The organism is Bartonella sp. AA97HXZ (assembly GCF_042196985.1).
GTDB lineage: Bacteria > Pseudomonadota > Alphaproteobacteria > Rhizobiales > Rhizobiaceae > Bartonella.
Genome location: NZ_JBHIRC010000016.1, coordinates 1 through 23,963, shown reverse-complemented (window position 1 = coordinate 23,963; position 23,963 = coordinate 1). Strand labels below are relative to the sequence as shown.

Annotated in this window: 34 protein-coding genes; 32 read left to right on the top strand and 2 right to left on the bottom strand. The window is 45.9% G+C overall.

Going from position 1 to position 23,963, the window contains the following annotated elements; genetic code table 11:
- Window positions 1-559: 559 nt before the first annotated feature.
- Both ACFINE_RS08120 and ACFINE_RS08115 read right to left on the bottom strand, forming a co-directional pair.
- Window positions 560-1,078, bottom strand: a complete 519-nt coding sequence (locus ACFINE_RS08120) for a helix-turn-helix domain-containing protein (protein WP_375621668.1) — start codon at window positions 1,076-1,078, stop codon at window positions 560-562.
- A gap of 86 nt (window positions 1,079-1,164) precedes the next feature.
- Window positions 1,165-1,692 carry a helix-turn-helix domain-containing protein gene (locus ACFINE_RS08115; RefSeq protein ID WP_375621667.1) on the bottom strand — a complete coding sequence of 176 codons (528 nt, stop codon included), beginning with the start codon at window positions 1,690-1,692 and terminating at the stop codon, window positions 1,165-1,167.
- Window positions 1,693-1,838: 146 nt separating this feature from the next.
- Here ACFINE_RS08115 and ACFINE_RS08110 point away from each other — a divergent pair, with 146 nt between their 5' ends.
- From ACFINE_RS08110 to ACFINE_RS07955, 32 genes are all read left to right on the top strand, one after another.
- Entirely contained in the window at window positions 1,839-2,132 is a 294-nt protein-coding gene (locus ACFINE_RS08110; RefSeq protein ID WP_375621666.1) for a helix-turn-helix domain-containing protein, read from the top strand.
- A 197-nt stretch (window positions 2,133-2,329) separates the two neighbouring features.
- The gene (locus tag ACFINE_RS08105; RefSeq protein WP_375621665.1) at window positions 2,330-2,728 is read left to right on the top strand and encodes a hypothetical protein; all 399 of its coding nucleotides are present in this window, start codon (window positions 2,330-2,332) and stop codon (window positions 2,726-2,728) included.
- On the top strand, window positions 2,728-3,588 hold the full coding sequence (locus ACFINE_RS08100) for a ParB/RepB/Spo0J family partition protein (RefSeq protein ID WP_375621664.1): 861 nt from the start codon (window positions 2,728-2,730) through the stop codon (window positions 3,586-3,588). Before ACFINE_RS08105 ends, ACFINE_RS08100 begins: the two co-directional genes overlap by 1 nt.
- Window positions 3,585-4,043 carry a hypothetical protein gene (locus ACFINE_RS08095; protein ID WP_208438027.1) on the top strand — a complete coding sequence of 153 codons (459 nt, stop codon included), beginning with the start codon at window positions 3,585-3,587 and terminating at the stop codon, window positions 4,041-4,043. The genes ACFINE_RS08100 and ACFINE_RS08095 overlap by 4 nt, the downstream gene beginning before the upstream one ends.
- On the top strand, window positions 4,040-6,019 hold the full coding sequence (locus tag ACFINE_RS08090; RefSeq protein WP_375621663.1) for a transposase domain-containing protein: 1,980 nt from the start codon (window positions 4,040-4,042) through the stop codon (window positions 6,017-6,019). Before ACFINE_RS08095 ends, ACFINE_RS08090 begins: the two co-directional genes overlap by 4 nt.
- Window positions 6,020-6,365: 346 nt before the next feature.
- A complete protein-coding gene (locus tag ACFINE_RS08085) occupies window positions 6,366-7,397 on the top strand; it encodes an AAA family ATPase (RefSeq protein ID WP_026500458.1) in 1,032 nt (343 codons plus the stop codon).
- Window positions 7,394-7,657: a hypothetical protein gene (locus tag ACFINE_RS08080; RefSeq protein ID WP_375621662.1), complete on the top strand. Its 264-nt coding sequence runs from the start codon at window positions 7,394-7,396 to the stop codon at window positions 7,655-7,657. Before ACFINE_RS08085 ends, ACFINE_RS08080 begins: the two co-directional genes overlap by 4 nt.
- A complete protein-coding gene (locus ACFINE_RS08075; protein ID WP_375621669.1) occupies window positions 7,657-7,935 on the top strand; it encodes a hypothetical protein in 279 nt (92 codons plus the stop codon). Before ACFINE_RS08080 ends, ACFINE_RS08075 begins: the two co-directional genes overlap by 1 nt.
- The gene (locus ACFINE_RS08070) at window positions 7,919-8,542 is read left to right on the top strand and encodes a DUF3164 family protein (protein WP_375613741.1); all 624 of its coding nucleotides are present in this window, start codon (window positions 7,919-7,921) and stop codon (window positions 8,540-8,542) included. Before ACFINE_RS08075 ends, ACFINE_RS08070 begins: the two co-directional genes overlap by 17 nt.
- A gap of 10 nt (window positions 8,543-8,552) precedes the next feature.
- The gene (locus ACFINE_RS08065) at window positions 8,553-9,170 is read left to right on the top strand and encodes a regulatory protein GemA (protein ID WP_375621661.1); all 618 of its coding nucleotides are present in this window, start codon (window positions 8,553-8,555) and stop codon (window positions 9,168-9,170) included.
- Between the two features lie 6 nt (window positions 9,171-9,176).
- Window positions 9,177-9,584 carry a helix-turn-helix domain-containing protein gene (locus tag ACFINE_RS08060; RefSeq protein ID WP_375613743.1) on the top strand — a complete coding sequence of 136 codons (408 nt, stop codon included), beginning with the start codon at window positions 9,177-9,179 and terminating at the stop codon, window positions 9,582-9,584.
- A gap of 87 nt (window positions 9,585-9,671) precedes the next feature.
- Window positions 9,672-10,253 (top strand): glycoside hydrolase family 19 protein, encoded by a 582-nt coding sequence (locus ACFINE_RS08055; protein ID WP_375613744.1) that lies wholly within the window; start codon window positions 9,672-9,674, stop codon window positions 10,251-10,253.
- Entirely contained in the window at window positions 10,250-10,537 is a 288-nt protein-coding gene (locus ACFINE_RS08050; RefSeq protein WP_375612317.1) for a hypothetical protein, read from the top strand. The genes ACFINE_RS08055 and ACFINE_RS08050 overlap by 4 nt, the downstream gene beginning before the upstream one ends.
- Window positions 10,530-10,868 carry a hypothetical protein gene (locus ACFINE_RS08045; protein ID WP_375621660.1) on the top strand — a complete coding sequence of 113 codons (339 nt, stop codon included), beginning with the start codon at window positions 10,530-10,532 and terminating at the stop codon, window positions 10,866-10,868. The genes ACFINE_RS08050 and ACFINE_RS08045 overlap by 8 nt, the downstream gene beginning before the upstream one ends.
- Window positions 10,861-11,076, top strand: a complete 216-nt coding sequence (locus ACFINE_RS08040; protein WP_375613747.1) for a hypothetical protein — start codon at window positions 10,861-10,863, stop codon at window positions 11,074-11,076. The genes ACFINE_RS08045 and ACFINE_RS08040 overlap by 8 nt, the downstream gene beginning before the upstream one ends.
- Window positions 11,073-11,387, top strand: a complete 315-nt coding sequence (locus ACFINE_RS08035; protein WP_375607966.1) for a DUF2730 family protein — start codon at window positions 11,073-11,075, stop codon at window positions 11,385-11,387. Before ACFINE_RS08040 ends, ACFINE_RS08035 begins: the two co-directional genes overlap by 4 nt.
- Entirely contained in the window at window positions 11,384-11,740 is a 357-nt protein-coding gene (locus ACFINE_RS08030) for a hypothetical protein (protein ID WP_375612320.1), read from the top strand. Before ACFINE_RS08035 ends, ACFINE_RS08030 begins: the two co-directional genes overlap by 4 nt.
- Complete coding sequence (locus ACFINE_RS08025; RefSeq protein ID WP_375621659.1) at window positions 11,703-12,284, top strand: phage protein Gp27 family protein; 582 nt, start codon at window positions 11,703-11,705, stop codon at window positions 12,282-12,284. The genes ACFINE_RS08030 and ACFINE_RS08025 overlap by 38 nt, the downstream gene beginning before the upstream one ends.
- Entirely contained in the window at window positions 12,277-13,899 is a 1,623-nt protein-coding gene (locus ACFINE_RS08020) for a hypothetical protein (RefSeq protein WP_375621658.1), read from the top strand. The genes ACFINE_RS08025 and ACFINE_RS08020 overlap by 8 nt, the downstream gene beginning before the upstream one ends.
- A 12-nt stretch (window positions 13,900-13,911) precedes the next feature.
- The gene (locus ACFINE_RS08015; protein WP_375621657.1) at window positions 13,912-15,492 is read left to right on the top strand and encodes a DUF935 domain-containing protein; all 1,581 of its coding nucleotides are present in this window, start codon (window positions 13,912-13,914) and stop codon (window positions 15,490-15,492) included.
- Window positions 15,485-16,690, top strand: a complete 1,206-nt coding sequence (locus tag ACFINE_RS08010; RefSeq protein WP_375621656.1) for a phage minor head protein — start codon at window positions 15,485-15,487, stop codon at window positions 16,688-16,690. Before ACFINE_RS08015 ends, ACFINE_RS08010 begins: the two co-directional genes overlap by 8 nt.
- A gap of 415 nt (window positions 16,691-17,105) precedes the next feature.
- On the top strand, window positions 17,106-18,104 hold the full coding sequence (locus ACFINE_RS08005) for a phage protease (protein ID WP_375621655.1): 999 nt from the start codon (window positions 17,106-17,108) through the stop codon (window positions 18,102-18,104).
- On the top strand, window positions 18,101-18,442 hold the full coding sequence (locus tag ACFINE_RS08000) for a hypothetical protein (protein WP_375621654.1): 342 nt from the start codon (window positions 18,101-18,103) through the stop codon (window positions 18,440-18,442). Before ACFINE_RS08005 ends, ACFINE_RS08000 begins: the two co-directional genes overlap by 4 nt.
- Window positions 18,443-18,454: 12 nt before the next feature.
- Window positions 18,455-19,420 carry a capsid protein gene (locus tag ACFINE_RS07995; RefSeq protein ID WP_375621653.1) on the top strand — a complete coding sequence of 322 codons (966 nt, stop codon included), beginning with the start codon at window positions 18,455-18,457 and terminating at the stop codon, window positions 19,418-19,420.
- A gap of 15 nt (window positions 19,421-19,435) precedes the next feature.
- Window positions 19,436-19,858: a gp436 family protein gene (locus ACFINE_RS07990; RefSeq protein WP_375612327.1), complete on the top strand. Its 423-nt coding sequence runs from the start codon at window positions 19,436-19,438 to the stop codon at window positions 19,856-19,858.
- A gap of 1 nt (window position 19,859) precedes the next feature.
- Window positions 19,860-20,354, top strand: coding sequence for a phage virion morphogenesis protein (locus ACFINE_RS07985; protein WP_375621652.1), 495 nt, complete (start codon window positions 19,860-19,862; stop codon window positions 20,352-20,354).
- Window positions 20,351-20,875 carry a hypothetical protein gene (locus ACFINE_RS07980; RefSeq protein WP_375621651.1) on the top strand — a complete coding sequence of 175 codons (525 nt, stop codon included), beginning with the start codon at window positions 20,351-20,353 and terminating at the stop codon, window positions 20,873-20,875. Before ACFINE_RS07985 ends, ACFINE_RS07980 begins: the two co-directional genes overlap by 4 nt.
- Window positions 20,868-21,461: a baseplate assembly protein gene (locus ACFINE_RS07975; protein WP_375621650.1), complete on the top strand. Its 594-nt coding sequence runs from the start codon at window positions 20,868-20,870 to the stop codon at window positions 21,459-21,461. The genes ACFINE_RS07980 and ACFINE_RS07975 overlap by 8 nt, the downstream gene beginning before the upstream one ends.
- A gap of 12 nt (window positions 21,462-21,473) precedes the next feature.
- A complete protein-coding gene (locus ACFINE_RS07970; protein WP_375620339.1) occupies window positions 21,474-21,674 on the top strand; it encodes a hypothetical protein in 201 nt (66 codons plus the stop codon).
- 3 nt (window positions 21,675-21,677) lie between these two features.
- Window positions 21,678-22,064: a GPW/gp25 family protein gene (locus tag ACFINE_RS07965; RefSeq protein ID WP_375621649.1), complete on the top strand. Its 387-nt coding sequence runs from the start codon at window positions 21,678-21,680 to the stop codon at window positions 22,062-22,064.
- Window positions 22,051-22,902 (top strand): baseplate J/gp47 family protein, encoded by an 852-nt coding sequence (locus tag ACFINE_RS07960; protein ID WP_375621648.1) that lies wholly within the window; start codon window positions 22,051-22,053, stop codon window positions 22,900-22,902. Before ACFINE_RS07965 ends, ACFINE_RS07960 begins: the two co-directional genes overlap by 14 nt.
- Window positions 22,902-23,963: phage tail protein (locus tag ACFINE_RS07955; RefSeq protein WP_375621647.1), on the top strand; the 1,062-nt coding region annotated here is incomplete at its 3' end. The genes ACFINE_RS07960 and ACFINE_RS07955, both read left to right, overlap by 1 nt.

The window sequence follows — 23,963 nt, the reverse complement described above, 5'->3', positions numbered from 1 at the left end:
ATCATCTCAAATTGTGATTTTGAGCAGAAAAGAAAAAGAGGCTTTAAATGATCTTTGAAAGGTCTTTGAAGACCCTTGTAGTTTGACACTAGGTTTTATACTAAGTGGGAAAAGGTGGGATTAGGTAGGAATACGTGGTAATTTGTTGTTTTTATGTATAAAATTTAGCATTAAATGCGCGTTTTGTCAAAATCTATTTTGACACCTAAAATTGTAAAAAAGAGCTAAAAAGAGCGAAAATTAGAAAAAAGTGCGTTTTCATGGTAAAAATGAGAGAAGGCTTTGAAAGGTCTTTGAAAACCCTGTGAAAAATTTTGAAAAGTCTGTGAAAGCCCAGAAAACCGCCTTTGAAGACCCTGTGAAAAAAATTCGGTAAATTGTGAAGCTCACTCCGAAATCAGCCAAAAATAACCAAAAAAGCAAAAAAGATTTCCATATATAAGTGGAAATCTCTAAAAATTGAGTAAAAAGTATTGTTTATCAATAATTTATATAAATTTTTTAATGTAAAAAGATTTCCACTTTCATTTTTCATTTTAGAGAGGCATTAAGCTGTATCTTATGTAGTTTCTGAATGCGCATTTTCAGCTTCTATTTGACGCTTTAAATGCAGTTTTAGAAGAGGTAAAATAAGCTCTACTTCTTCCGTGTCGTTGATATCTTGAACAAGCTCTTGCAGTTTTCCATAAAGTTCCGCCGCGAGTTCCGCTATATCTTCAGGAGGGATCTTTATATTTGCATCGCGATAGGTTGTATAAGCTATGCGACCAAGCTTTTTCATGAGACCAGCAGGTATGGTTGGTGCTTTAAAACCTGCTGCTTTCGCCTTTGCCATGTCACTAAACATTTCGCCTTCACCTGTAGCTAGCCATTCCACAGATATACCGCAAACATTTTTGTAAATTACCAACATTGATACAGGTGGTTCTCGCAAGCCAGTTTCATAATTACACATAGTACTTTCAGGTGCTGCAAGATGTTCAGCAAATTGCTTGCGCTCCGTGAAACCAAGGGCGCGTCGCACTTCACATAGCCGCTTTGCTAGTTCTGTTTTAGGTTCTTTTTTAGGGCGTGCCAAAAATGCTCCTTATTCATATTTAGGTTTGTTTTAAGTTACGGGATTTTAAAACGTAAAGAGATTCCCCCATTCATTTTAGAGTAGCATTAAGCCGTATTTTGTGCAGCTTTGGAGTGTTCTTTTTCAGCTTCTATTTGACGCTTTAAATGAATTTTAAGAAGAGGGAAAGTTGCTTCGACCTCTTCCGTGTCGTTGATGTCTTGAACAAGCTCTTGCAGTTTTCTATAAAGTTCCGCCGCGAGTTCCGCTATATCTTCAGGGGGGAGTTTTATTTTAGCATCGCGATAGGTTGTATAAGCTATACGACCAAGCTTTTTCATGAGTCCAGCAGGAATGGTAGGCGGAGAGATATTGAAAGACCGAGCCATCATCATGTCTATAAACATTGCATCTTCACCGGTCAAAAGCCAATTCAGGTTTACTCCAAATTTTTCTTTATATGCTGATAAAACCGTTGCATCTGGAGTTCTATCACCGCGTTCGTAATTTCCAAGCCCTTGAATACTGATACCAATTTTAAGTGAAAATATATCACGAGATAAGCCCACAAGCTTTCTAACTTCTGTGAGTCGTTTTGCTAATGCAGTTTTGGGCTCATTTTTTTGTCGTCTCATATTATAAATGTTTACAAATGGGGTTGACTAATATCCCATTTGTAGATATACCTCATATTACCGCCCGATATAGAGGGCAGATATTTTACAATTAACCCCACAAAAAACGGATGTGGGAGCATCCGTTTGAAGCAGGAGCGAAGTTTATGACTATCACACAAGTATGGGATCGCCATAGTATTTTAGCCGAGCTACGCCGCCGTAATATGACCTTGGCGGAGCTCGCGAAAGCTTATCAACTATCGTCATCCAGTGTTCAACATATCTGGACACGGTCTAACGAGAAAGCCGAACGTGCTATTGCCGATTTTATCGGTTGGCCCGTCGAGCAGGTTTTTAGCGACCGCTACCCCAAAAGTCGCCGTCGCATTTTTAAAGCAGCAAAACATGCCAACACAGATTCGGGTGCGCATTCTGCTTTGCGTGGGAATGCTGCTTGAGTTTCGTTACACGGCTTTGCGTTTTTGCGCATTTGCCATGAATTTAAATACCATAAGATAAAAAGGTTTATCAATGTCTAAAGATCAATACGAAATAGGCAAGATAAATTGCATAGAGTTGCATCATAGAACAGCCGTTTGGATGGGTTGGTTCTGGCGATTAGGGGGTTGTCATATTGTTTTTATAGGGGGTGGTTATGGTTGCTGCTTGTAATTTATGGACCCCAGATGCCAGAAGCGATATCGTTAATCCTTATTCAGAAGTTGAACGTTTACAGGTGATGCTTTCCTGTTCTTTAAAAGCCGTGAGTAGTGGATTTAAGCATCTGCCGATCCGGTATATTATTGACCCACCGCATGGCCTATTTGATGCGGCGTTAGCGCGACAGATTGTTATTCATATCTTGCATTATCAGTTTGAGGTGCCACGGCGGCGTATTGTTGCGATACAGGCACGTCAGCGGACTTCTATTTCTCTGTCACTGCAGGTGATTAACCGGCGGTTAATGGAACCAGTTTTTGCGAAAGCTTACCAAAGATGGGCGGGGCGTGCGATGGATTTATTCTTTAAAGAGATCAGAAAGGCGGCGGCGTGATGGCACAGTTTCAAAAGCTTGCTCTTGATGTGATTGTGGTGCCGGAGCGTATACGCCCTGTGGATGATGAGCATGCCAAGGCGCTTGCGCAATCAATAGTGCGGGAGGGATTGATGAATCCGATTACGGTGCGCCATACCCCTAATGCTAAAGAGGGTAATTACACGCTTATAGCTGGAGCGCATCGGCTTCGTGCTGCGGAGCTTTTAGGCTATAGCGAAATTGATGCGGTTGTGGTGCAGGCTGATAAGGACAATGCCGCGCTTTTAGAAGTTGCTGAAAACCTCTTTCGCAATGAATTGTCTGTTATTGATCGTGCGCTTTTTGTCCAGACTTACCGCGAATTGTGGGAAAAGAAGTATGGGGAGATTAAGGTTGGTGGTGATCATGGTAATCAATATACAAAGGACAAAATGGCAAAGGGTCAAGTTGACCCTTTGCCAAATGATGGTGACTTAAATGGCAAAGTGCAAAGTTTGCACTTTGCCAAACATGTGGCAGATCGTATTGGTTTATCGAAACGTGCAGTGCATTATTTAACGAAAATTTCCCAGCATTTACAGCCGGAGTTGCGGTCTGTTTTGCGGGGGACGGCATTGGCGGATAATCAAGCGCAATTGTTGAAGTTGGCGAAGATGGAGCCGGTTGCGCAACGGCGTGTGGCAATTGCTTTGCAACAGGTTGAGGGGGATTTACGGCGGGCTGTTGATTTGGTCAATGGGATTAATACACCTCCGCAAATTAATGAACAGGAACGGATTTTTGCTCAGTTATTGGGTGTTTGGCAGAGAGCGGATGCGCAGACAAAGGCGCGGTTTTGTGATTATTTGAACAAGCAATCGGGGGAGGTGCTGTCATGAAGAGGCATGGTTGTGGGCAGCTTGATTTTTTCCAAAAGCCGGTTTTTCCCTGCCGCGAACCGGTTGCACAGATTGATTTAGGGCGGTTTCGCTCACGCATTAAGCGTGCGATGGCGCGGGCTTTGCGTGAATGCCGGGTAGAGCGCAGTGTGATTGCGGAGCGTATGGCGCATTATTTAGGGATTGGGTGTTTAAGTAAGGCCAGTTTGGATGCTTATGTTGCGGAAAGTAAGCAGGTTGATATTTCTCTGCCACGGTTTAAGGCATTTGTGCGGGCGACAGAGGCATTTTGGCTCTGGGATGAGGTGGTGAGTGAAGATGGATTGTTGCTGTTGCAAGGAGATGAGGCGCGTTTAGCAGAAATTGCGCGGTTGCAGCAGGAACAGCGGGAGATTGCAGCGCGATTGAAAGCCATGCGCGCAACGCCGGTTCGCATTAAAAGGGGGCAGCCATGAAGGAATGGTTTACTATTGCCGAATTGGCTGAAGCAGCTTTGCCAGGGTTGCCGAAAACATATAAAAGTCTTGAAAACCACGGACGGGCATATTGGAGAAAAAACTCTGAACTTTCGAGGAAAGTGGGAGGCAAAACCAAGCCGGTTTGGGAGTATCACATTTCCTTATTGCCGGAGGGGGCGCGGGCGGCATTGTTGGTGCGGTTTGGTGGGGCTGTTGATGTGAAACAAACGCAAGGGGAGCAAAAGGCAAGTATTTGGGTGCGTTATGAGGGGCTTTCAAAGGCGCATAAAAGGCGCTGTGAAGAGCGTTTGAAGGCACTTTGTTTTTGGGAAGATTTGCTCCATGCCGGTATGGGTGTGCATGATGCGGCAAGTTTGAGTGCGGTGCAATTTGGTGTGAGCCGGATGTCGCTTTTTAATTGGCGGCAGATGGTGGAGGGGTATGAGCGCCCTGATTGGTTGGCAGCTTTAGCGCCTTGTTATGGTGAGGAGAATGTTTCGCAATTTGCGCCGTGTCATGAGGGGGCGTGGGAGGTTTTTTGTTCGGATTATTTGCGCCCGTCTCGCCCTGCTTTTTCGGCATGTTATCGGCGCATGGTTTCGGTTGCGCAGGAGCGGGGTTGGCAGCCCATTCCTTCAGAGCGGGCTTTGCGGCGTCGTTTTGAAAGACAAATTTCCAAAGCGGTTGTGGTTTTAGCGCGTGAGGGAGAAGAAAAGGCAAAAAAGCTTTATCCAGCACAACGGCGTGATCGCTCAAGCTTGCATGCATTGCAAGCAGTGAATATGGATGGACATAAGCTGGATGTTTTTGTGAATGTTCCTTGGACAGAAAAGCCTGTGCGGCTTTATCTGATTGCCATTCAAGATCTTTATTCGGGCAAGATTTTATCGTGGCGCTTATCGGATGCTGAGACTTGGGAAATTGTTCGTTTGGTGATTGGGGATATGGTGGAAGCTTATGGCATACCAGAGCGTATGACCTTGGATAATGGGCGCGCTTTTACCAGCAAGTGGATTTCTGGAGGTGTACAAAACCGTTTTCGTTTTAAGATTAAGCCGGATGATCCGCAAGGGCTTTTGACGAGTTTGGGGGTGCAATTGCAATGGACCACCCCTTATAGCGGACAGTCTAAACCGATTGAGCGGGCATGGCGTGATCTGGCAGAAGCGATTTCTAAACATCCCTTTTGTGCGGGGGCTTATACGGGCAATAAACCGGATGCCAAGCCTGAAGATTATGGCAAGCGCGCGATAGGATTTGAAGAATTTAAAGCCCATGTTGGTGCGCAAATTTGTGCACATAATGCGCAAGCAGGGCGTAAGGCGGTTAATTGTGCGGGGCGCAGTTTTGATGAGACCTTTGCAGAGAGTTTGCAAGCAGAGGGGACGATTATTCGGCAAGCAACGGCAGCACAACGGGCTTTATGGCTTTTAACCTCTGAGGCATTGCGTGCGCAAAAGGGTACGGGGGAGATCCATTTTTATGGCAATCGTTATTGGGCGCGGGCGTTGAATGAGCATGCGGGGAAAAAAGTGATTGTACGCTTTGATCCGGATAATTTGCATCAGGATTTACGGGTTTATGATTTGAACAATCGGTTGCTTTGTTTGGCACCATGCCTTTGTGATGTAGGTTTTTATGACCAGCAGGCGGCGCGCTTGAATGGGCGTTTGCGTAAAGAATATGTGAAGGCTGTTAAAGCAGAAAAACAGCTAGCGGCAAAGCTTGCACCTGATCACTTGGCCGATGTTTATGGGCGCCTTGAGAAAAAGGATGAAGCGTTCAAATCGAAGCTTCCGATAAAGCCAAAGGTGAGCCGCTTGATGCCAAACAATGTGGGGAATTTAGCTTTGAAAGCAGACGATGATGAGGCTTTGGGGGAGGAAGAATTCAGTCAACACTTGCATAAAGCTTTGAGAAAGCTTTCGGCGTCTGATGAGGGGCGTGAGGTGATCAAGTTTCCTAAGCAATAGAATAAGGAAATAGGAAAAGAGAGGGGGGATTATAAGAATTCTCAAAAGGAAGCTGGTTTTGTATCGCGTATCAGCTTGAAGCGTTAACAAAGAAAGGGGGGAGGAATCTTATCCATTTCATAGTCTAATCAATACATGAAGTTTCTAGGTATCTTTGCCTGATCGGGTGAGATGCGTGGAGTTAGCAAGTTCCCTGATGTGTGAGAAAGAGAGGGGATTTGCAAGGTTAGCCGTTTTAGTATCGCGTACGGCTTTAGAGTAACAAAAATGGGTAGGTGGGAGCCTACCCATTCAATAAAATCTAAAATCAATACGAATCTAGATCAATACGAGAGGGAGATTATAGATGAAAAACGCGATAAATGCAACGGTCGATAAAAATCCTTGGGCGCGACCTAAAATCCAGCCTAATGGCACAGCACAAAACCGCAACAGTGATGACATTGCTTTATGGAATGAGCTTGTGGATTCAGTCAGAGCTTTGGGGCAAATGAATGATTGGTCGAAAGCAGAGGTGGCGCGGCGCATAGGCATGCCGGATGGGACGTTTTCGCAATGGTATGCAGGCAGTTATGCGGGGCAATTGGGTAAGCAAAATGCAAAGGTTCAACAATGGGTTGAGGTTTTAAAGGAAACGGCGGGGTTTTTGGAGAAGATCCCTGAAAAACCAGCCTTTCAGAGGAATCGAATTGCCAGTGAGATTATTGATACTTTAACGCTGGCACAAAGTACGGGGGATATGGTGATGATTACGCTTGATGCGGGCAGTGGTAAGACCGAAACCTGCCGTCATTATCGCTCTACCCGCCCGCATGTTTATCTGGTGACAGCCAGCCCGCATACGCGCAGTGTTCACGGTATTTTGAATGATATGGCAGCAGAATTGGAAGTGGTGGAATATAATCCCACCCGCTTAACACGTGCGATTGGTAAGAAATTAGAGCGCGTGGGCAGTGGTACGTTGTTGATTGTTGATGAAGCGCAAAATTTAACGGATGAAGCGATTAATCAGTTGCGCCATTTTGTTGATATTAATGGTACGGGGCTCGCTTTGGTTGGGAATGATGAGATCTCGGGGCGGTTGGTTCATCGTCAAAATGGTCCCTCTTATGCGCAAATTAAAAGCCGATTGGCGATGCATCTGAAACGGCGCAAGCCCTATAGTGAGGATATTGCTGCGCGCATTCATGATTGGGGGATTGAGGATGTTGGTGCGATAAAGTTTTTGACAGGGATTGGCTTAAAGGCTGGAGCTTTGCGGCAAATTGATAAAACCATGATGTTGGCACGCATGGCAGCGCTTGGAGATGGGTGTGAGGTGACCCTGAAACATGTCAAAGCGGCATGGAAAAACCGTGACGTGGAGGAATTGGCATGATCTCTTTATGCGACAAAGAATTATCCGATACGCTTGTTGGTCTTTATGACGATTATCAATGCGGTTTTGATATTGGAGAAAAGCTTAAATTGTGTGTTGATTTGGCGTTATTGCTTGAATTGGAGTTGAGTGTTCACCGTTTGGGGGAAGCGGATGCGGTTTTGGAAGCTGAAGTTGCAGAAGTTTTGGCTGAGTGTGAAGGCTCTGATGCGGATGAGAGCAATCGTGTGATTTATATGGATTTTGGAGGAAGCAAATGATGGAACGTAACCCTTATATGGTAAGAGATTGCTTGATTGCTTTGCGCTCTGCCTTTTTACAGTATGAGGTGAATGGCATTTTTATGCATGGACAAGATGTTCGAGAATTGAATGAGTATTTGCGTCGTTTGGCAGGCTATAACCACGTTTTAAGTCATGAGCTTATGCGGTGTCGTTGGCAATTGAAAGCGGGATGTGCGCCTTCTTCAGGGGATGTTGTGCCATTTCGTCGTTTTCAAAAAACACAGGAGGAAGTTGGTGATGAATCCACAAATTGAACTTGAAGGTACGCGTTATATGAAGGATGCGAAAGGGGCTTTGGTGCCGGTAAGTTTGATCCGCCCTGCGGATTTGTTAGAGGATGAAACGGTGCGCAAAATTATGGGTTTTGCGAAAGAATTATCGGCAAGGATTGCACGTTTTAACAACCATACGATTGCGGATTTGAGTGATTTTGATAGCTTGCTTGCGCAAGAATATGGTGTGGAGCGGCGTGGCAAAAAGGGCAATTGTACTTACACAAGCTTTGATGGTTTGCAACGTATTAAGGTGCAAGTTCAGGAAAGTGTTGATTTTGGACCGCAATTGCAAATTGCCAAAAGCCTTCTTGATGAGTGTTTGAATGAATGGTCTGCGGATGCACGCCCTGAAATCCGTGCGATTATTACGCGTGCTTTTAATACGGATAAAGAAGGCAAGGTGAATCGGGGCGAGATCTTTATGCTGTTGCGTTTGGATATTGATGATCCACGCTGGAAAGAGGCGATGCGTGCCATTCGTGAAGCGATCCGTGTGACGACATCTAAGGAATATGTGCGTTTTTATGAGCGCGATACATTAGAAAGCGCTTGGCGTGCTGTGACCATTGATCTGGCGAAGACATGAGGGGGGAGAGATGTCTTTAGCTGTCCTTCATATGGGAAAACGCGCGTTAGGTCTTGATGATGAGACCTATCGCGCACTGCTCTATCGCTTGACAGGCAAGCAATCGGCGAAAGATTTGAATTTTTCAGAAAAGCACTTGGTTATCGCTGAAATGAAAGCGTTTGGTTTTAAGCCGAATGGGAAGCGTTTAGAGGGTAAATATGCTAAGAAGCTCCAGGCGCTTTGGATTGCTGGGTGGAATCTTGGCATTATTCGTGATCGTTCAGATAAAGCGTTGCTTGCCTTTGTGAAAAGACAGACAGGGATTGATCATGTTCGCTTTTTACGCGATAGCGATGATGCATGCAGAGCTATTGAGGCATTGAAAGGTTGGTTGCAGCGTGAGGGTGGGGTTGACTGGAGAGGAAAAAACCGCGAAGATTCATGGAGGAAGAAACCAAGCATTTCCATTTTGTGTGCCCAATGGAAGTGTTTGAATCCCGATGCTGTGTTTGATGTGGAATCTTTTCATCAAAGTGTTATGGCGTTAAGTGGTAAAGCTTTTGGTGAGATGAGTGGGGGCGACTTTAGAGAAGTGATGAATGTTTGGGGGCGGAAAATCCGTAAAGGTGTTAAAAGCGAGGGGTAAGCATGTATGCAAGAGGAAATCTATAGCGATTTTCCTGCCTTATTGCGTGAAATAGCTGATGTTGCGGGCAGTGAAGCAGCATGGAATATGATGCGGGCTTTTGGTGGACGAGAAGTTTATATACCCGGGCGTCTTGAGAGTGCGGATTGGTTGATTGAAATTGTTGGGTTTGAAGAGGCGCAGCAATTGATCAACCATTTTTGTTTTAATGGTTCGGGTGTGCGCCTTCTTATCCCCCTTGGCAGAGATGCTGAACGGCGGCAAAAAATGGTGCAAGCGTTGCAAAAAGGCTGGTCGGTTGATGCTGCAGCTGCTGTTTCTGGTATGCATGTGCGCACAGCCTATCGCTTGAAGAAGAAAATTTCTTCAAAAGAACCACAAGGTTTATTATTTCCAGAGTTTTATGAGTATTGAGAGTTTTGACTGACAGTGTCAGGCTTATATTGGGGGTTTGAAATCCGATAAACTGCGCATGGATTTTTATGCATTGAGTGGTTTGTTATGGTTTCAATAGATGCTTCTTTTCTTCATCGCCTTGCGCCTAAATTGGCGCATCATGCGCGCCAAGATTTTATTATTGTTGAAATGGCACGCGTGTTGCCTAAAGCTTTATCTTATGGGGCACTCACAACACCGTTGCGTATTGCCCATTTTTTAAGCCAATGTGCCCATGAGAGTGATGGCTTTTTTACCGTTTGTGAATATGCCTCAGGGCGCGCTTATGAGGGGCGGCGTGATTTAGGCAATGTCAACCCTGGGGATGGGGTGCACTTTAAGGGGCGTGGTTTGATCCAGTTGACGGGGCGCAATAATTATCGTCGTTTTACGAAGTTTTGGCGCTTAGTCGATGAACAAGCGGTTGATTGTGAGGCATTTCCGCAAGAGCTGGAAAAGTTTCCAGCAGCGCTTTGGTCTGCTGTTTGGTTTTGGCAAATGAAAGGCTTGAATAGGCTGGCTGATCAAGATGATTATTTAGGGATTACCAAGGCGATTAATGGGGGAAGAAATGGACTTGTGCAACGTTTGATTTATTTAAACCGCGCCAAAAAGCTTTTGGGACTTGGAGGCGAGGTAAAGGCATGAAACCTTCTTATCGTGGTTCTAGGCTCTATTTATGGTGGTCCTTTTGGTTTGCTTGGGGGGTTATTTTTTTGCTCGTTTCTGGTGGTTTGTGGGGGGCTCCGCATATTGTTGATATGGCGAGCATTTCTATTCCTTCGATGGTGGCGATTATTGTTGGCAATCTGGGGGTGCATCGTGGCTTTGGCTCGTTGGATTTTTCTAATAGGAAACATTCCCATAAGCGGCATAGCAGCTCCTATGATGGGGTGGAGATAACGAGGTGGGGAGATAAAAGCAATGTTTAGCCCTGTTTCAAAACTGTCTTTTGGTTTGTTGTTTTTGGTCAGTGTGATGTTGGCGGCTTTTGGCTTTATGAAAGCGCAAATTTTAAAAGCGGAAAAGGCGCGTGATTTGTATTGGCAGTTGGAGATTGCCAAGGCTTCAGCACGTGCACTGCTTGTACAAGAGCGACAAAGACAAGCAGCGTTGGAAGCTGAGCATCGAGCGCAAGGGGTGATTTCGGCTTTGGAACAAAAGCTTACAAAAATGGAGGAAGTCAATGCAGTATTGCCAACTACTGGCGGTGGCATTGGGCTTGAGCGTGTGCGCTTGCTCAACACACAAGCCGGTGGGTAGCCTTTCTTATCATTTTTTATCGGTTGAGTTGCCGCCTGTTGTTCGCATGGCGTGTGCCCGCCCAGCTTTATTGCCAGAGCGTGCTTTGAATGCGCGTGAAGTGGTGCACTATTGGGGGCGTGATCGTGCTGCTTTATTGATTTGTGAACAGCGCAGAAAAGCTGCGGAGCGGGCGATTTTAGGCAAAAGAGAGGGGACTTTTAAGTGAATTTGGATATCAGTGTTGCCAATGGCTGGTTGTCTTTATTGTTATCGGTTATTGCAATTTGTGGGGTTTTGAGAGCCTATTTTTCTTCAGGTGCGCGGGAAATGCTGAAAGATATCACGGCGCTTAAAGAGCGTGTGCAAAAGTTAGAAACAGAGATGGACTTTTTGCCTGATCGTGATGCGCTGCAAAGATTGGAAGTGAATATGGAGAAATTGAATGGTCGTCTCAACACGCTTTCTGCACAATTACAACCGGTGGCAGCCATTGGTGAGCGCTTGCAAGAGTTTTTGTTGGAGAATGCCAAGAAATGAAAGCAGATATGGATAAAATCATCCGTGAAGAAGCGCGGTTGATTATTTTAAAAGGGCTTGCTTGTGAGCGCAGCGAAACTTTATCGAGTGCGATGATTGAGCGGCTTTTATACAGTTATGGCATCAGGCGCGATCGCGATTTTGTGCATAATGAATTGGCATGGATGGAAGATCAAGGTGCTGTTACGTTAAAATGTGTGGGTTCGGTTTTTCTTGCGGCATTAACAGAACGGGGAGCGCGTCATTTAGACCGAAGCTTTTCCATTGAGGGGATTAAGCGGCCTAAACGTTCATCAATAAAAGACGAGGTGAAGGATGCGCAAGGTCGGGCGTGGACGTTTAACGGCGATTGATTTATTGCCGCAAGCTTGTGATCAAATTATTGCTGCTGCTGCTGAGGCTTTAAATGGGCGTGAGAAGACGCAAAAAGCCATTTATGATGAATTTAAAGCAGCTTTGAAGGCTTTAAAAAAAGAAATGGGTTTAAGCTTTTCTATACCCTCCTTTTCCAGTTTTAATCGTTATTCTTTGCGGCTAGCCGTGATGTCACGGCGCCTAGAACAGACAAGAGAAATTGCAGCAAGCCTCTCGCAGCGCTTTGATGCTAAAGCTTCTGATAATATCACTCTTTTGACGGCGGCAGCGATTAAGGAGTTGATTTTTTCAACGTTGAGCAGTGGGAAAAACCTTTCGCCAAAGGCAGCACAAGAATTAGCCAATGCGCTTAAAGGGGTTTTGGCGGCTGAACATTTATCGACCACCAGACGGCAAAAGTTGGAAAAAGATTTTACCAGCAAAGCAAGCAAAGCGGTTGACGCTGCAGCAGCAGCGGCGGGGCTCTCAGAAGAAACAGCGCGGGCTATACGTGCGCAGGTGTTGGGGGTTAAAAATGGCTGAACAGCCCTTTTCAAAAAGTCATGTCTTTGATCATCAGAGTGGTTTTGATATTTGGCAGAGAAGTACTTTTCCCAAAGAGAGTGATCCCTTAGCGGAAGGTGTTTTGATGGCGCATCAACGGGCATGGATTGAAGATAAGTCCCCATTAAAATTGGTTGAAAAGGGGCGGCGGACCGGCATTACTTTTGCAGAAGCTTTGGATGATACACTGATTGCAGCGGCGGCACGTGAAGCGAGGGGCGATAATGTTTTTTATATTGGTGACACTAAAGACAAGGGGCGGGAATTTATTGGCTATGTGAGCAATTTTGCTTCGGCAATTACGAGCCATAGTGGGGATGTTGAGGAATTTTTATTCTCTGATCAAAGGGCGGATGGTTCAACAAAATATATCTCTGCTTATCGGGTGCGTTTTGCTTCGGGGTTTCGGGTTGAGGCGCTTTCGAGCCGCCCTGAAAATATCCGTGGGTTACAAGGTATTGTGGTGATTGACGAGGCGGCGTTTCATCAAGATGTGCGCGCTGTTTTGGATGCTGTCAATGCTTTGCTCATTTGGGGAGGCAAGATCCGTGTGATCTCCACCCATAATGGTGTGCTCAATCCTTTCAATGAACTGATCCGTGAGGCGCGAGCGGGAAAAGTGCCTTTTTCTGTGCATTGTTACCCCTTTGGTGTTGCTGTTAAAAATGGCTTGTTTAAACGGGTTTGTGCGATGAAGGGGGAGGTGTGGAGTTTAGCATCTGAGCAACAATGGGAAGAGCAAATTCGTGCCTCTTATGGGGTGCGTTTGGCTGCGATGCGCCAAGAATTAGATGCCATACCAGCCGATCAAGAAGGGGCGGCTTTAACACGTTTACAGATTGAAAATTGTTGTGCGCCTGACATTGCAGTGTTGCGTTTTGCTTGTGTGGATGATTTTAAAAATCAATCGGAACATCAACGAAGTGTTGCTGCTTTTGCTTGGTGTGAGAAACATATAAAACCTCTTCATATTGGGCTTGACCGGCGGCGCCAACATGTTTTTGGTGTTGATTTTGCCAGATCGGGCGATGCGACATCGATTGTGGTGATGGAGGTGGGACAAGATTTGGTGCGCCGTGTCCGGTTTATGGTGGAATTGCGCAATACGCCGTTTGATCAACAAAGAGAGATTTTATTTTATGGGGTGAATGGTTTGCCGCGTTTGATGGGCGGCGCGTTAGATGCGCGGGGCAATGGGGCTTATTTAGCCGAAAAAGCGGCGCAACGTTATGGGGCTTGTGTGAAGGAAGTGCCCTTGTCACAAAGTTGGTATGGCAAGGAAATGCCGGCTTATTTAGAAGCTTTTGGGGATGGGACGATTGTTTTGCCGCGCGATAGTGACATTGTTGCCGATCATCAAGCGCTTGCTTATGTCAATGGCATTGTGAAAATTCCAGACAATCATCGTTTTAAAGGCAGTGATGGTTTTATGCGCCATGGTGATAGCGCGATTGCTTGCACTTTGGCTTATTTTGCCAGCCGCCAAACTCCTGAAATTTATGATTATACACCTGTGAGAGAGGCTTATCGTTTTGATGAAAGCTCGCTCTTTTCAACGCCTTTTTTTTCAACAATGCGATCAAAGATTTATTGATGGGATGATGAGATGGTAAAACTTTTAGATCAGTGGGGCAGGGCGCTTAATATCAAAGGGTTGGAGAGGGAAGTCGCAAGCCCTACCGTTGGCGGTGTTCGTGATGTATGGTCACAAACCATTGTCAGTGGTCTGACCCCTGCGCAACTTGCTGATATTTTGCAACAGGCAGCACAGGGGCATCCAGAGCAGTTTTTTCAACTTGCCGATGATATGGAAGAGCGTGATTTGCATTATCGTGCTGTGCTTGGCATGCGTAAAAATGCTCTCACAGGGGTGGAGCCTGGAGTGATTGCCGCAAGCAACAGTGCACAGGACAAAAAGATAGCAGATGCGGTGCGGGAAGTGATTAGTGCGCCTACTTTTGTTGATGATTATGTCACGGATTTGTTAGATGCTTTGGGAAAAGGCTATGCGGTTGTTGAAACTTTGTGGGACAAGAGTGCCAAGGAATGGTGGCCGGTTGCTTGGAAATGGCGTGACCAGCGGTTTTTTCAATTGGATCGACGGGATGGCTTTCATTTGCGTTTAAAAGAAGAGGGGTCTTTTAATGGAAGTGAATTGCCTGCTTATAAATTTTCTATTCACAGACCCAAGTTGAAAAGCGGTTTGCCTATTCGTTCTGGGCTTGCGCGGCTTGCAGCTTGGGCTTTTTTGTTTAAATCTTATACCTTAAAAGATTGGATGGCATTTTTAGAAGTTTACGGTATGCCTTTGCGTGTGGGTAAATATGGGGCAAGCTCTTCTCATGAGGAACGGCGGGTTCTCATTCAAGCGGTGCGTGATTTATCCAGTGATGCGGCAGCGATTATTCCCAAAGAAATGGAGATTGAATTTATTGAAGCGGCAGGGGGCAGTGGCAATGCGGTGTTTGCTTCTAAGGCGGAATATTTAGATCGACAAATTTCTAAAGGTGTGTTGGGACAAACGATGACGACGGATGATGGTTCGTCCTTTTCGCAAGCGCGCATTCATGAAAATGTGCGCCATGATATTGCCAGAGCTGATGCACGCCAATTAGCTTTAACGGCTAATCGTGATTTGATTGTGCCCTTTGTTGAGATTAATTTTGGGCGCCAAGAGCGCGCTCCCCTTGTCTATTGGCCGATTTCGGAAAATGAAGATATTAAAGCCATCAGTGACGCTTTGGAAAAACTTGTGCCCTTGGGTTTGCGTGTTGGGGCGCAAGAAGTGCGCAATAAGATTGGTTTTTCGCAACCAAAAAAGGAAGAGGATGTTTTAAAGGCTCCTGATAATGCGCTTGATGATGAGAGGGGAGAAAAGGCTCATGTTTGTGCTGATTGTGGAGGTGTTTTTGATGTTTCTGTGACAAGAGAGAGCAAGGGTGCAAAAGAGAAGGGTGGGAAACATCACGACGAATTGGACCGGCTTTCACAAGAAGCTTTAAGCGACTGGGAAGAGGACTTAGAACCCCTTTTAGAGCCTTTTAAAAAGCTTGTGAGAGAAGCAAAAAGTTATGAGGATATCCTTAAAGGCTTAGATGAATTATTGGGTGAGATGGATCATCACGCATTAGCAGCGCGCTTGGCAAAAGTACAAATGATTGCACGTGGGCTTGGGTATCATGGATGAGGAACTTTTTAAAACCGCCCCCAAAGAGGTCACTCGTTATTTTGAAGCCAAGGCACTTGTTCCAAGCTTTGATTGGCGTGATATAGCACCAGAAGAACATGCCTTTTCCTTTACGGTGGCAAAATCGCTAGGCTATGACATTTTGGATGATTTTAAGCGAGCGGTTGGAGAAGCCATAAAACATCAAGTTCCTTTTCAAGATTTTCAAAAAAATTTGATGCCGATTTTACAGGAAAAGGGTTGGTGGGGTAAAAAGACCAGCATTGACCCCAAAACTGGTGAAAAGAGCGTGGTACAATTGGGCAGCCCACGGCGTTTAGAAACGGTCTATTGGGCCAATACCATGAGTGCGCATGCGGCAGGTGAGTGGGAGCGCACACAAAATAATAAAGAATTTTTGCCCTATCTCACCTATGCTTTGTCAAGTTCAGAACATAAGCGTTTAGAACATGAAAGTTGGGTGGGGTTTACCGCACCCGTTGATGATCCGGTTTGGGATTGGCTTTATCCGCCCAATGGCTGGCGGTGTAAATGCAGTGTGCGACAGGTAAGCCGTTATGAAGCAGAAGATTTAGGCTATGAAGAGGGGGCAGAGCCACTTCATGTTGAAAAGCAGGTTTGGCACAATAAGCGGACGGGGAAAGTTGAGAAGATACCAAAGGGCATTGATCCTGGTTGGCATTTGAACCCTGGGAAACATCGGGCGCAAAATTTAAGCCGTTTTTTGAGTGATAAAATTTCTGTGATGGGGGACAATGACAAACGCATTGCCATTGAAGATATTGTGGGTTCGCCGCTTTTGGAAGCGATGTTTGAAGGACGTATGCCTCGCGGGTTTATACCCATTGCACCTATACCACAAAAGGTGCGTGATGTTTTTGCAGCGGAAAATTCTCTTATTCGCTTATCCGCAGACAGTGTGAAACATATTTTGTTAGAGCATCAAGCGCGTGATCTTCGCTTGGATGATTTTCGTGGCGCCATTCAAACACTCATTCGCCCCCATGGTGTTATTAGACGAAAAGATGCACAGAGTGTTGTGTTTTTGGGTGAAAATGGTGGGGCATGGTGGCGCTTTGCAGTCAAATGGGTAGCAAGCAAACAAGAGTGGTGGCTTATCTCGATGCATAAAAAGAGCTTTCGCGAAATTCAACGTTTGTTAAACGCCGCTGAAAAGAAGGATGAACGGTTGTTGTAAAGAGAACACCGAAAAAGATCTGCTGGCTTTTGTGAAAAGAGAAGGCGTGGAGGGCGGTCAACTCCTCACAGATCCGGCAAAGCCGCCCTGGCATAACTGGCTCACGCCTCGCAGGTAATCTAACAGTTTCAACGTTCAAAAGCAATCTTTAAAAAAACGGCTTGAGAGAGGCTTTTTTTGTATAAGACGATAAATTGTACCTCTCACTTGACAACGGCGCTCTATCGCCTTTGAAGTGCCTTTGAAAACGATTTTATGGGATGGTTTGGCACGGGGGGTTCTCTCACAAGGAGAAGAATAGGGAAAAGAGTGCTTTTTTGAGAAATGCTCTTTTGACTGACAGTGTCAGACTTATAGTGGGAGTAAGTTTCATGCATTGTATTGCCAATGACAATTGTAAAGCAATAGGCAATGTATGGAACAGGAATTTCACGAAGATCAAAAAGATGGGGATGCAGAAACATTTCATGCTGCGTTAATAGATCTTTGCCAAGACGCTACCGTTAGCCAAGCGCCTGAGTGGGTAGAGCTTTTGCCCAAAGCGCCCCATGTGAAGGCACGTGATGGACGACAATGGCATTATAACCCGCAAACTATTTTAAAAGCCTTTGCAGCCAATAAAGGACCGCTTGTGATTGATTATGAGCATGGGCAACATCACCGTGCGAGAAATGGTTTAGAAGCACCTGCCAGTGGCTGGATTGAAGAATTAGTAGAGCGGGATGGTGCGATTTGGGGGCGTGTTAAATGGACCGATATGGCCGCTAAAAAGATTGTTGCCCGAGAATATCGCTATCTTTCGCCTGAGTTTCGCCATTCCAAGAAAGGTGAAATTTTAAATTTAGCCGGTGCTGGTTTGGTGAACCGTCCAGCCCTTGTCATGACGGCTTTAAGCCGTGAACAGCCCTCCCCTATAACTTTGACGGAGAAAATGATGGATTTGACAGCCATTGCCAGTGCACTATCGCTGGCAGAAGATGCTAAAGCGGATGAGGTTTTAGCAACGCTTAAAGCGCGCGAAAAGGAACGCGTGGAATTAAATGCCCAATTAACAAAGATGCAAGAAGATTTAGCGCTTTTGCAAGAAGAGCAAAAAAACAGTGCCATTGAGAGTCTTTTAGATAAGACCATTGAAGAGGGCAAGATTTTGCCGGCTGCTCGCGAGGAATATCGTGCGCTTTGTGCCCTTGAAGGGGGGATGGAACATTTTAAAAGTTTGGTCGAGAAGTTGCCGGCGCTTGCCTCAACAAGCCCTCTAGAAGTGTGTGCCTTAGCACAAGAACCAAAGCTTGCTCCAGAAGAGGTTGCCCTTGCGGCACGCCATTATCAGGAAGAGCAGAAGAAAAAAGGCTTCGACATCACCATTAGCCAAGCGGTTGAGTATATTAGCGAGCAAAAGGAGCGCCAATCATGAGTACGATGATTTTAATTAAATCTTTTCGCGCTGGAGATGTGATCTCACCTTATTGCATTGTTGCAGCCCGCGGTGAGGGAATGGTGGCAATGGCTTCTGGTAAGGGTGATAAATTATTAGGGACTGCTGGGTCATTGAGTGCCAAGGCTGGTGAGATGATTGATGTTGGCCAATGTGGTTGGGGCGAAGTGGTTTGTGGAGGCAATGTTTCCTTTGGTGATTTTTTGACCTCTGACCCCAAAGGACACGCCATTAAAGCGGAAGCCGCAGATCGCACCATTGGTATTGCCATGAGTGATGGTTCTGCTGGTGATGTTATTTCTTTTAAAATTAATTAATCGAGGCATAAAATGAACAGACCTTTTCCCATTGATCCAACACTCACCGCTATTGCTATTGGTTATCGCAATCCAGCAGGTTCTCTTATTGGCGATAAAGTTTTGCCACGCGTTTGTGTTTTAAGTGAGGTGTTTAAATATAGTGAATTTCCTTTAGCGGAAAATTTTACCGTGCCTGAACTTGAAGTTGGGCGAAAAGGGCGCCCGAATGTGGTGGAATTTTCTGCCTTTGAACGGGAAGCCAGTGTCAAAGATTACGGACTTGATGATCTTATCCCCAATTCAGATATTGAAGCAGCGGCACGGGCACGGGCGGAGCGACGCTCTCGTTATAACCCCGAAAAGACAGCTGTAGAGGGACTTGCCAATTTGCTAGAATTGGGGCGTGAAGTGCGTGTTGCAGCTCTTGTGCAAAGAAGTGAAAATTACGCACCAGAGCGGGTGATTACGCTTAAGGGTGAAAATAAATTTAGCGATTATGAGAAATCTGACCCTTATGCCACTTTAGATGAGGCGATGGATAAAAGTCTCGTCTATACGCCCAACACCATTGTGATGGGCAAAGTTGTTTGGTCAAAACTCAAACGTCATCCCAAAATCATTAAAGCCGTTAAAGGGGGTGGCACTGCTGATGGTTTTGTCACCAAGGCGCAATTTGCTGATCTGATGGAAATACACCCCGATCGTTTACTCATTGGTGAATCGCAAGTGAATTTGGCACGTAAAGGGCGTTCGGCACAATTGGCACGCGTGTGGGGCAATAAGATTGCACTGCTTTATATTGACCCCACCAAACAACAGGCAGATGGTTCGGTGATCAGTTGGGGTTTTAGCGCCCAGTTGGGCGAACGTTTGTCTGGAGTGATCCAAGATCCAGATATCGGCTTATCAGGTGGTAAACGGGTGCGTGTGGGGGAACGTGTGTGTGAATTGGTTGCCGCAAAAGATGCCGGCGTTTTGTTGCAAGAAGTTGTCTAAGGGAAACTTTTAAACATGGCTTATGCAAGCAAAACATTGATTGAAGAGCTCTGGGGTGATGACTTCTTGGATGATTTGTGCGGGATGGATGAGAATTCTGATCCAGTTTTTTCAGAGCAAGCCATTGCCCGCGCGCTCGAACAGGCAAGTGGTGAGATTGATGTGCATTTGTCTCATCGCTACTCAATCCCCATTGCTGGACAGCCAGCGGCTCTGGGTATGATCTGTGTCAATATTGCTGTTTATAATTTAGCCATACGCCATACGGCACTGACCACGACTATTGAAGATCGTTACAAACAGGCGGTTGATTTGCTGAAACGTATTGCCGAAGGCAAAGCGGGTTTAGGTATAGATGAACCTAAAATTATGAGCGAAGATGGTCCCGTGCGTGATGGGGCTTTCTTCCATGCCAAGCCGCGTTTGATGGGAAGATAATATGTCTGTTGCAACCCATATTGAGATTAAAGAAACAGGGCTTGAAGCGGCTTTATCCTTTTTGCAAAAGGGAGCTGATCGCTCGATGGGGACTTTGGCACAAGGGGTTGGGCGTCTCATTCAAGAAAGCACAAGGCGGCGGATTCAAAGTGAAAAAATGTCTGCTCAAGGAGAGAAGTGGAAAAACAATCATGCCCGCACCTCCATTCTTTATGCCAGTGGGGCGCTTTCACGCTCCATTGATATGAAAGCTTCACCAGAACAGGTGATTGTGGGCTCTGGGTTGGTTTATGCGCGGATTCATCAATTGGGTGGGGTTATTCGCCCGAAAAATGGCAAGACACTGCGCTTTTTTCTTAAAAGCGGCAATGCACACCGCTTTGTTTGTGTGCATCAAGTGACCATGCCCGCACGCCCTTATTTGGGGCTTTCAGAGCACAATAAAGTGGAAATTGTCAAAGCAGCAGAAGATTGGCTGGGGAGAGTATTTTCATGAGTCAAATGGTCAAGCAAGCAGGGCGCATTAATCAGTTTCGTGAAGCGGTGATAAGAAGCCTTAAAAGGGCTTTGCCGGATGTGCGTGATTGCGGCTGTCAATTTGGACGTTTTAATTTAGAAGAACTTGAAACACAAATGCTGGTGGCTCCAGCAATACGGGTTGCGGTGTTAGAAAGCCGTTTGAATCCTGTAGCAAGTGGACAGATGAGTGCTGATCTTCATTTAGGGGCTTTTATTATTACCACAGGTAAAGAGCGTGATGTTTCCAGTTGGCTTTTAGCAGAAGCCATTGCGGTGCTTTGTCATAGCGGGCAATTGTGGGGACTAACGCATTTGAGTGCCCCGCGTGAGGTGCAAATTGAACCGATTATCTCTGCGGCGATTAAGCAGCGTGGTGTATCGATAAGCGTGGTGGAATGGCACCAAGATTTGCATCAGTTGGGACAGGATATTTTTTGTGATGAGGGACAACTCAAAAGTGGTTTGATTTCATGGGACAATGAGGTGGGGCATGAATGACGCACATCTCTTAAGTGATACCTTTCGACAAATCATGAAGCGTCTTGATGCGCTTGAACGCTGTCTTGCCAACCAGCACATGATCGGGCGGGTTGTGCAAGTTGATGGCCATAGGGTGCGGGTGAAACTTTCCGAACAGGGTTCCAATGGACAAGCGGTTTTATCGCCTTGGTTGCAAGCGCAAGAAGCTTCTGGCGCTCTCTCAAGCAATATGCCCCTCCATGTTGGTGATCCGGTGCGGTTGTTAAATCCCCATGGCGAAATTGGTTCTGCCTCTCTGGTGGTGCGCGATAGCTATAGTGAGGATGCGCCTAATCCCGCACGCTCTTTCCAAGAACTTGCTCTGTGTTATGCCGGTGGCGCTTTGCGGATGACAAAAGATGAACTTATTCTCTCCCATGGGGAAAATCAAATTCATTTGAGTGCACAAGGTTTGGTGCTTTCTCATCAAGCAACCCGTGTTGAATTAACGGGCAGTGTGCACATTCAAGCAGAAGATTTACAGCATAATCAAAAATCTGTTGGCGCAAGCCACAAACACGGTGGGGTCAAAATGGGTCCCTCCACAACCTCTTCCCCTCTTTAAAGGAGTTTTATCATGCGTGAGAACACTTATGTTATTTTAACCAATGCCGATTTTGTTGCAGGCAAGCGTTCACCAGGCAAGGGTGAGGAAATTTGTTTAAGTGAGGAAGCGGCTAAATATCCGTTGCTGCTTGGTCAGATCGCTGAAAAACCAGCCCCTGTTGTTGCTGCGGCCCCAACGGTCTCTACCACAAAGACAAGCAAAGGCGCTTAAAGCATGCGGTGCGGGATGAGCGAAAAGGATGGCTCTCTCTTGTATGGCTTTGCGCATTGTCAACAGTCACTTCGTAAATGTCTGACGACAAGAATTGGGACACGGGTTTTGCGTCGTCATTATGGATGTGATGTTGGAGCATTCCAAGATGCCAATGCTGATCCTGCGACGATGATGCAGCTTTATCAAGCAATTGTTGAAGCACTCGATGATCCAGAGTGTGGAGAGCCTGGGTTTTCGTTGCAGAGGATTGATCTGACAAAAGCAACGCGTGAAGGCACATTCCATTTTGTTTTAACGGGTGTTTTTTATCCCAATGGGCATTTGGGGGATTGGTCACACCAAGAGCCAATGAGCATCAATTTAGAGGTTGGTGATGACAGAGCTTGAACCTTTTCCTCTCCCACAAATTATTGAAGAGCTTTCTGTTGAAGCAATTTTAGAGCAAAAGATCACGCGTTTGACTGAGCTTTTTGCGGCGCATCATATTCCTTATAATGTGGAAAAGACCGCTTATGATCCCGTGGTCATTCAATTGCAAGCGGCGGCTTATGAAGAGTTGCTGTTGCGCCAACGGATCAATGAAGTGGCGCGGGATAATTTACTCACATTTGCTCGTGGAACAAGTTTAGACCATTTGGGGGATTTTCATGGGGTCACGCGCCTTTTGGATGAAGATGATGAGCGGTTTCGCCGCCGCATTCGCTTGAATAGACAAGGACATTCCACAGGGGGCACAGCGCCACGTTATCAATATTTTGCGCTCTCCAGTGATATCCATGTCAAAGATGCTTTTGTTTATCGTGTGGGCAAAAGCCCGATTATTCATGTGGCTCTTTTTAGTGATAGCCCATCAGGGGTGGCAGATGAAGCTTTAATTGCCAAGGTGCAAGCCGCCCTTGATGCCCCCCATGTTAAAATGACCAATGACCACATCCTTGTGAAAAGCGCGGTACAGCGGATGATCAATGTTTCTGCTGATTTTTGGTTGTTACCGGATGAAGGCTCCTTTGTTTTGGAAAGAGCGGAGCAGAATTTAAGAGCAGAATGGGCGCGTGCATGGAGGCTTGGGCGTGATTTGTCTTTAAGTTGGATACTAAGCCGCTTGATGGTTGAAGGCGTTCACCATGTAAACATAACGCAACCTTGTGAAGATATTTTGGTCGCACCTGATGAAGCGGTCGCACTAGGGGATATTGTTTTGTCTGAACGGGGGCGTGCTTATTGATGCTTTCCTCACTTTTGCCCCCGAATTCTAGCTTGTTTGAACGTTGTTTTGCAGAAGCAATGGCTCTTGACCTTCACGTTAAAACTGCACTCGAAGAAATACCTCGCGCGAAATTTATCACGCGTCCGCCTTCTTGGTTGCCCTTTTTAATAGACGAATATGGCTTACAAGAATTAACCCCTTATTTCTCTAACCTCTATGATTTGATTGACCAAGGGCTTGCATGGCAACGCCTGCGCGGGTCTGTTATGGCAATAGAGATGGGGCTTCAATGGTTAGAGCTTACAGCACGCTTTCAACCCGCATGGACAGGGCGCGCATGGTGGAACTCCTTTCAACTTGATTTTGATCAGTTGCCTGAACGTAAAAGCCTTGAAGCTATTGAAGCGATTACCGACCTTTCCAAAAGTTTGCGCTCTGATTTTCGCCGTGGGACCTATGGTTATGATGTGCAAGCCTTGGAAGGCAATATGTCACGCCTTGATGACAGCATGTTGGAGTATGAAAGCGGTGTTCACTTAACAGCTGGGGGCACTTTGTTTTCCTTTGGGCGCACAACAGAAATCAATCACACGCTCACAAGAGAAGAAGGCAGGCTTATTGGTAATTGGATAGATGACTTTGACGAGGAGTTAAGCTGGAACCAAATTGATTATCCTTGGGATTTGGCAAATTTTCCGTGGTGTTCGGTTAAAAAACATGAACGCGATATACTCATGGCAGAATGGTTTCATGGTCGCACGCTTTATCTCGTGTTAAGAGACAGCCAAAATAGCGTGATTGGGTTTCGCAGATGCTATGCTGTAGCGCCTGTCGAACAGGCTTTGGATGGTGTTTATAACCATTCAAGCGGCAGATTCCAGCCCTCCCCGATGGGCACGGCGCTTCTTGTTGCAGCCCGCACAGATTTTCACGATGTTGAGGACAAACAAGCAGCATTTGTTTCTATTCTCGTTCACGGCATTCCCAAACAAGATATCCCCCTTGGAAAGCTTTGGTGTGACGTCAATGAACTGAATGGTGGTGTAGAGATACTCAAAACGCCTGTCACTATTCCTTTG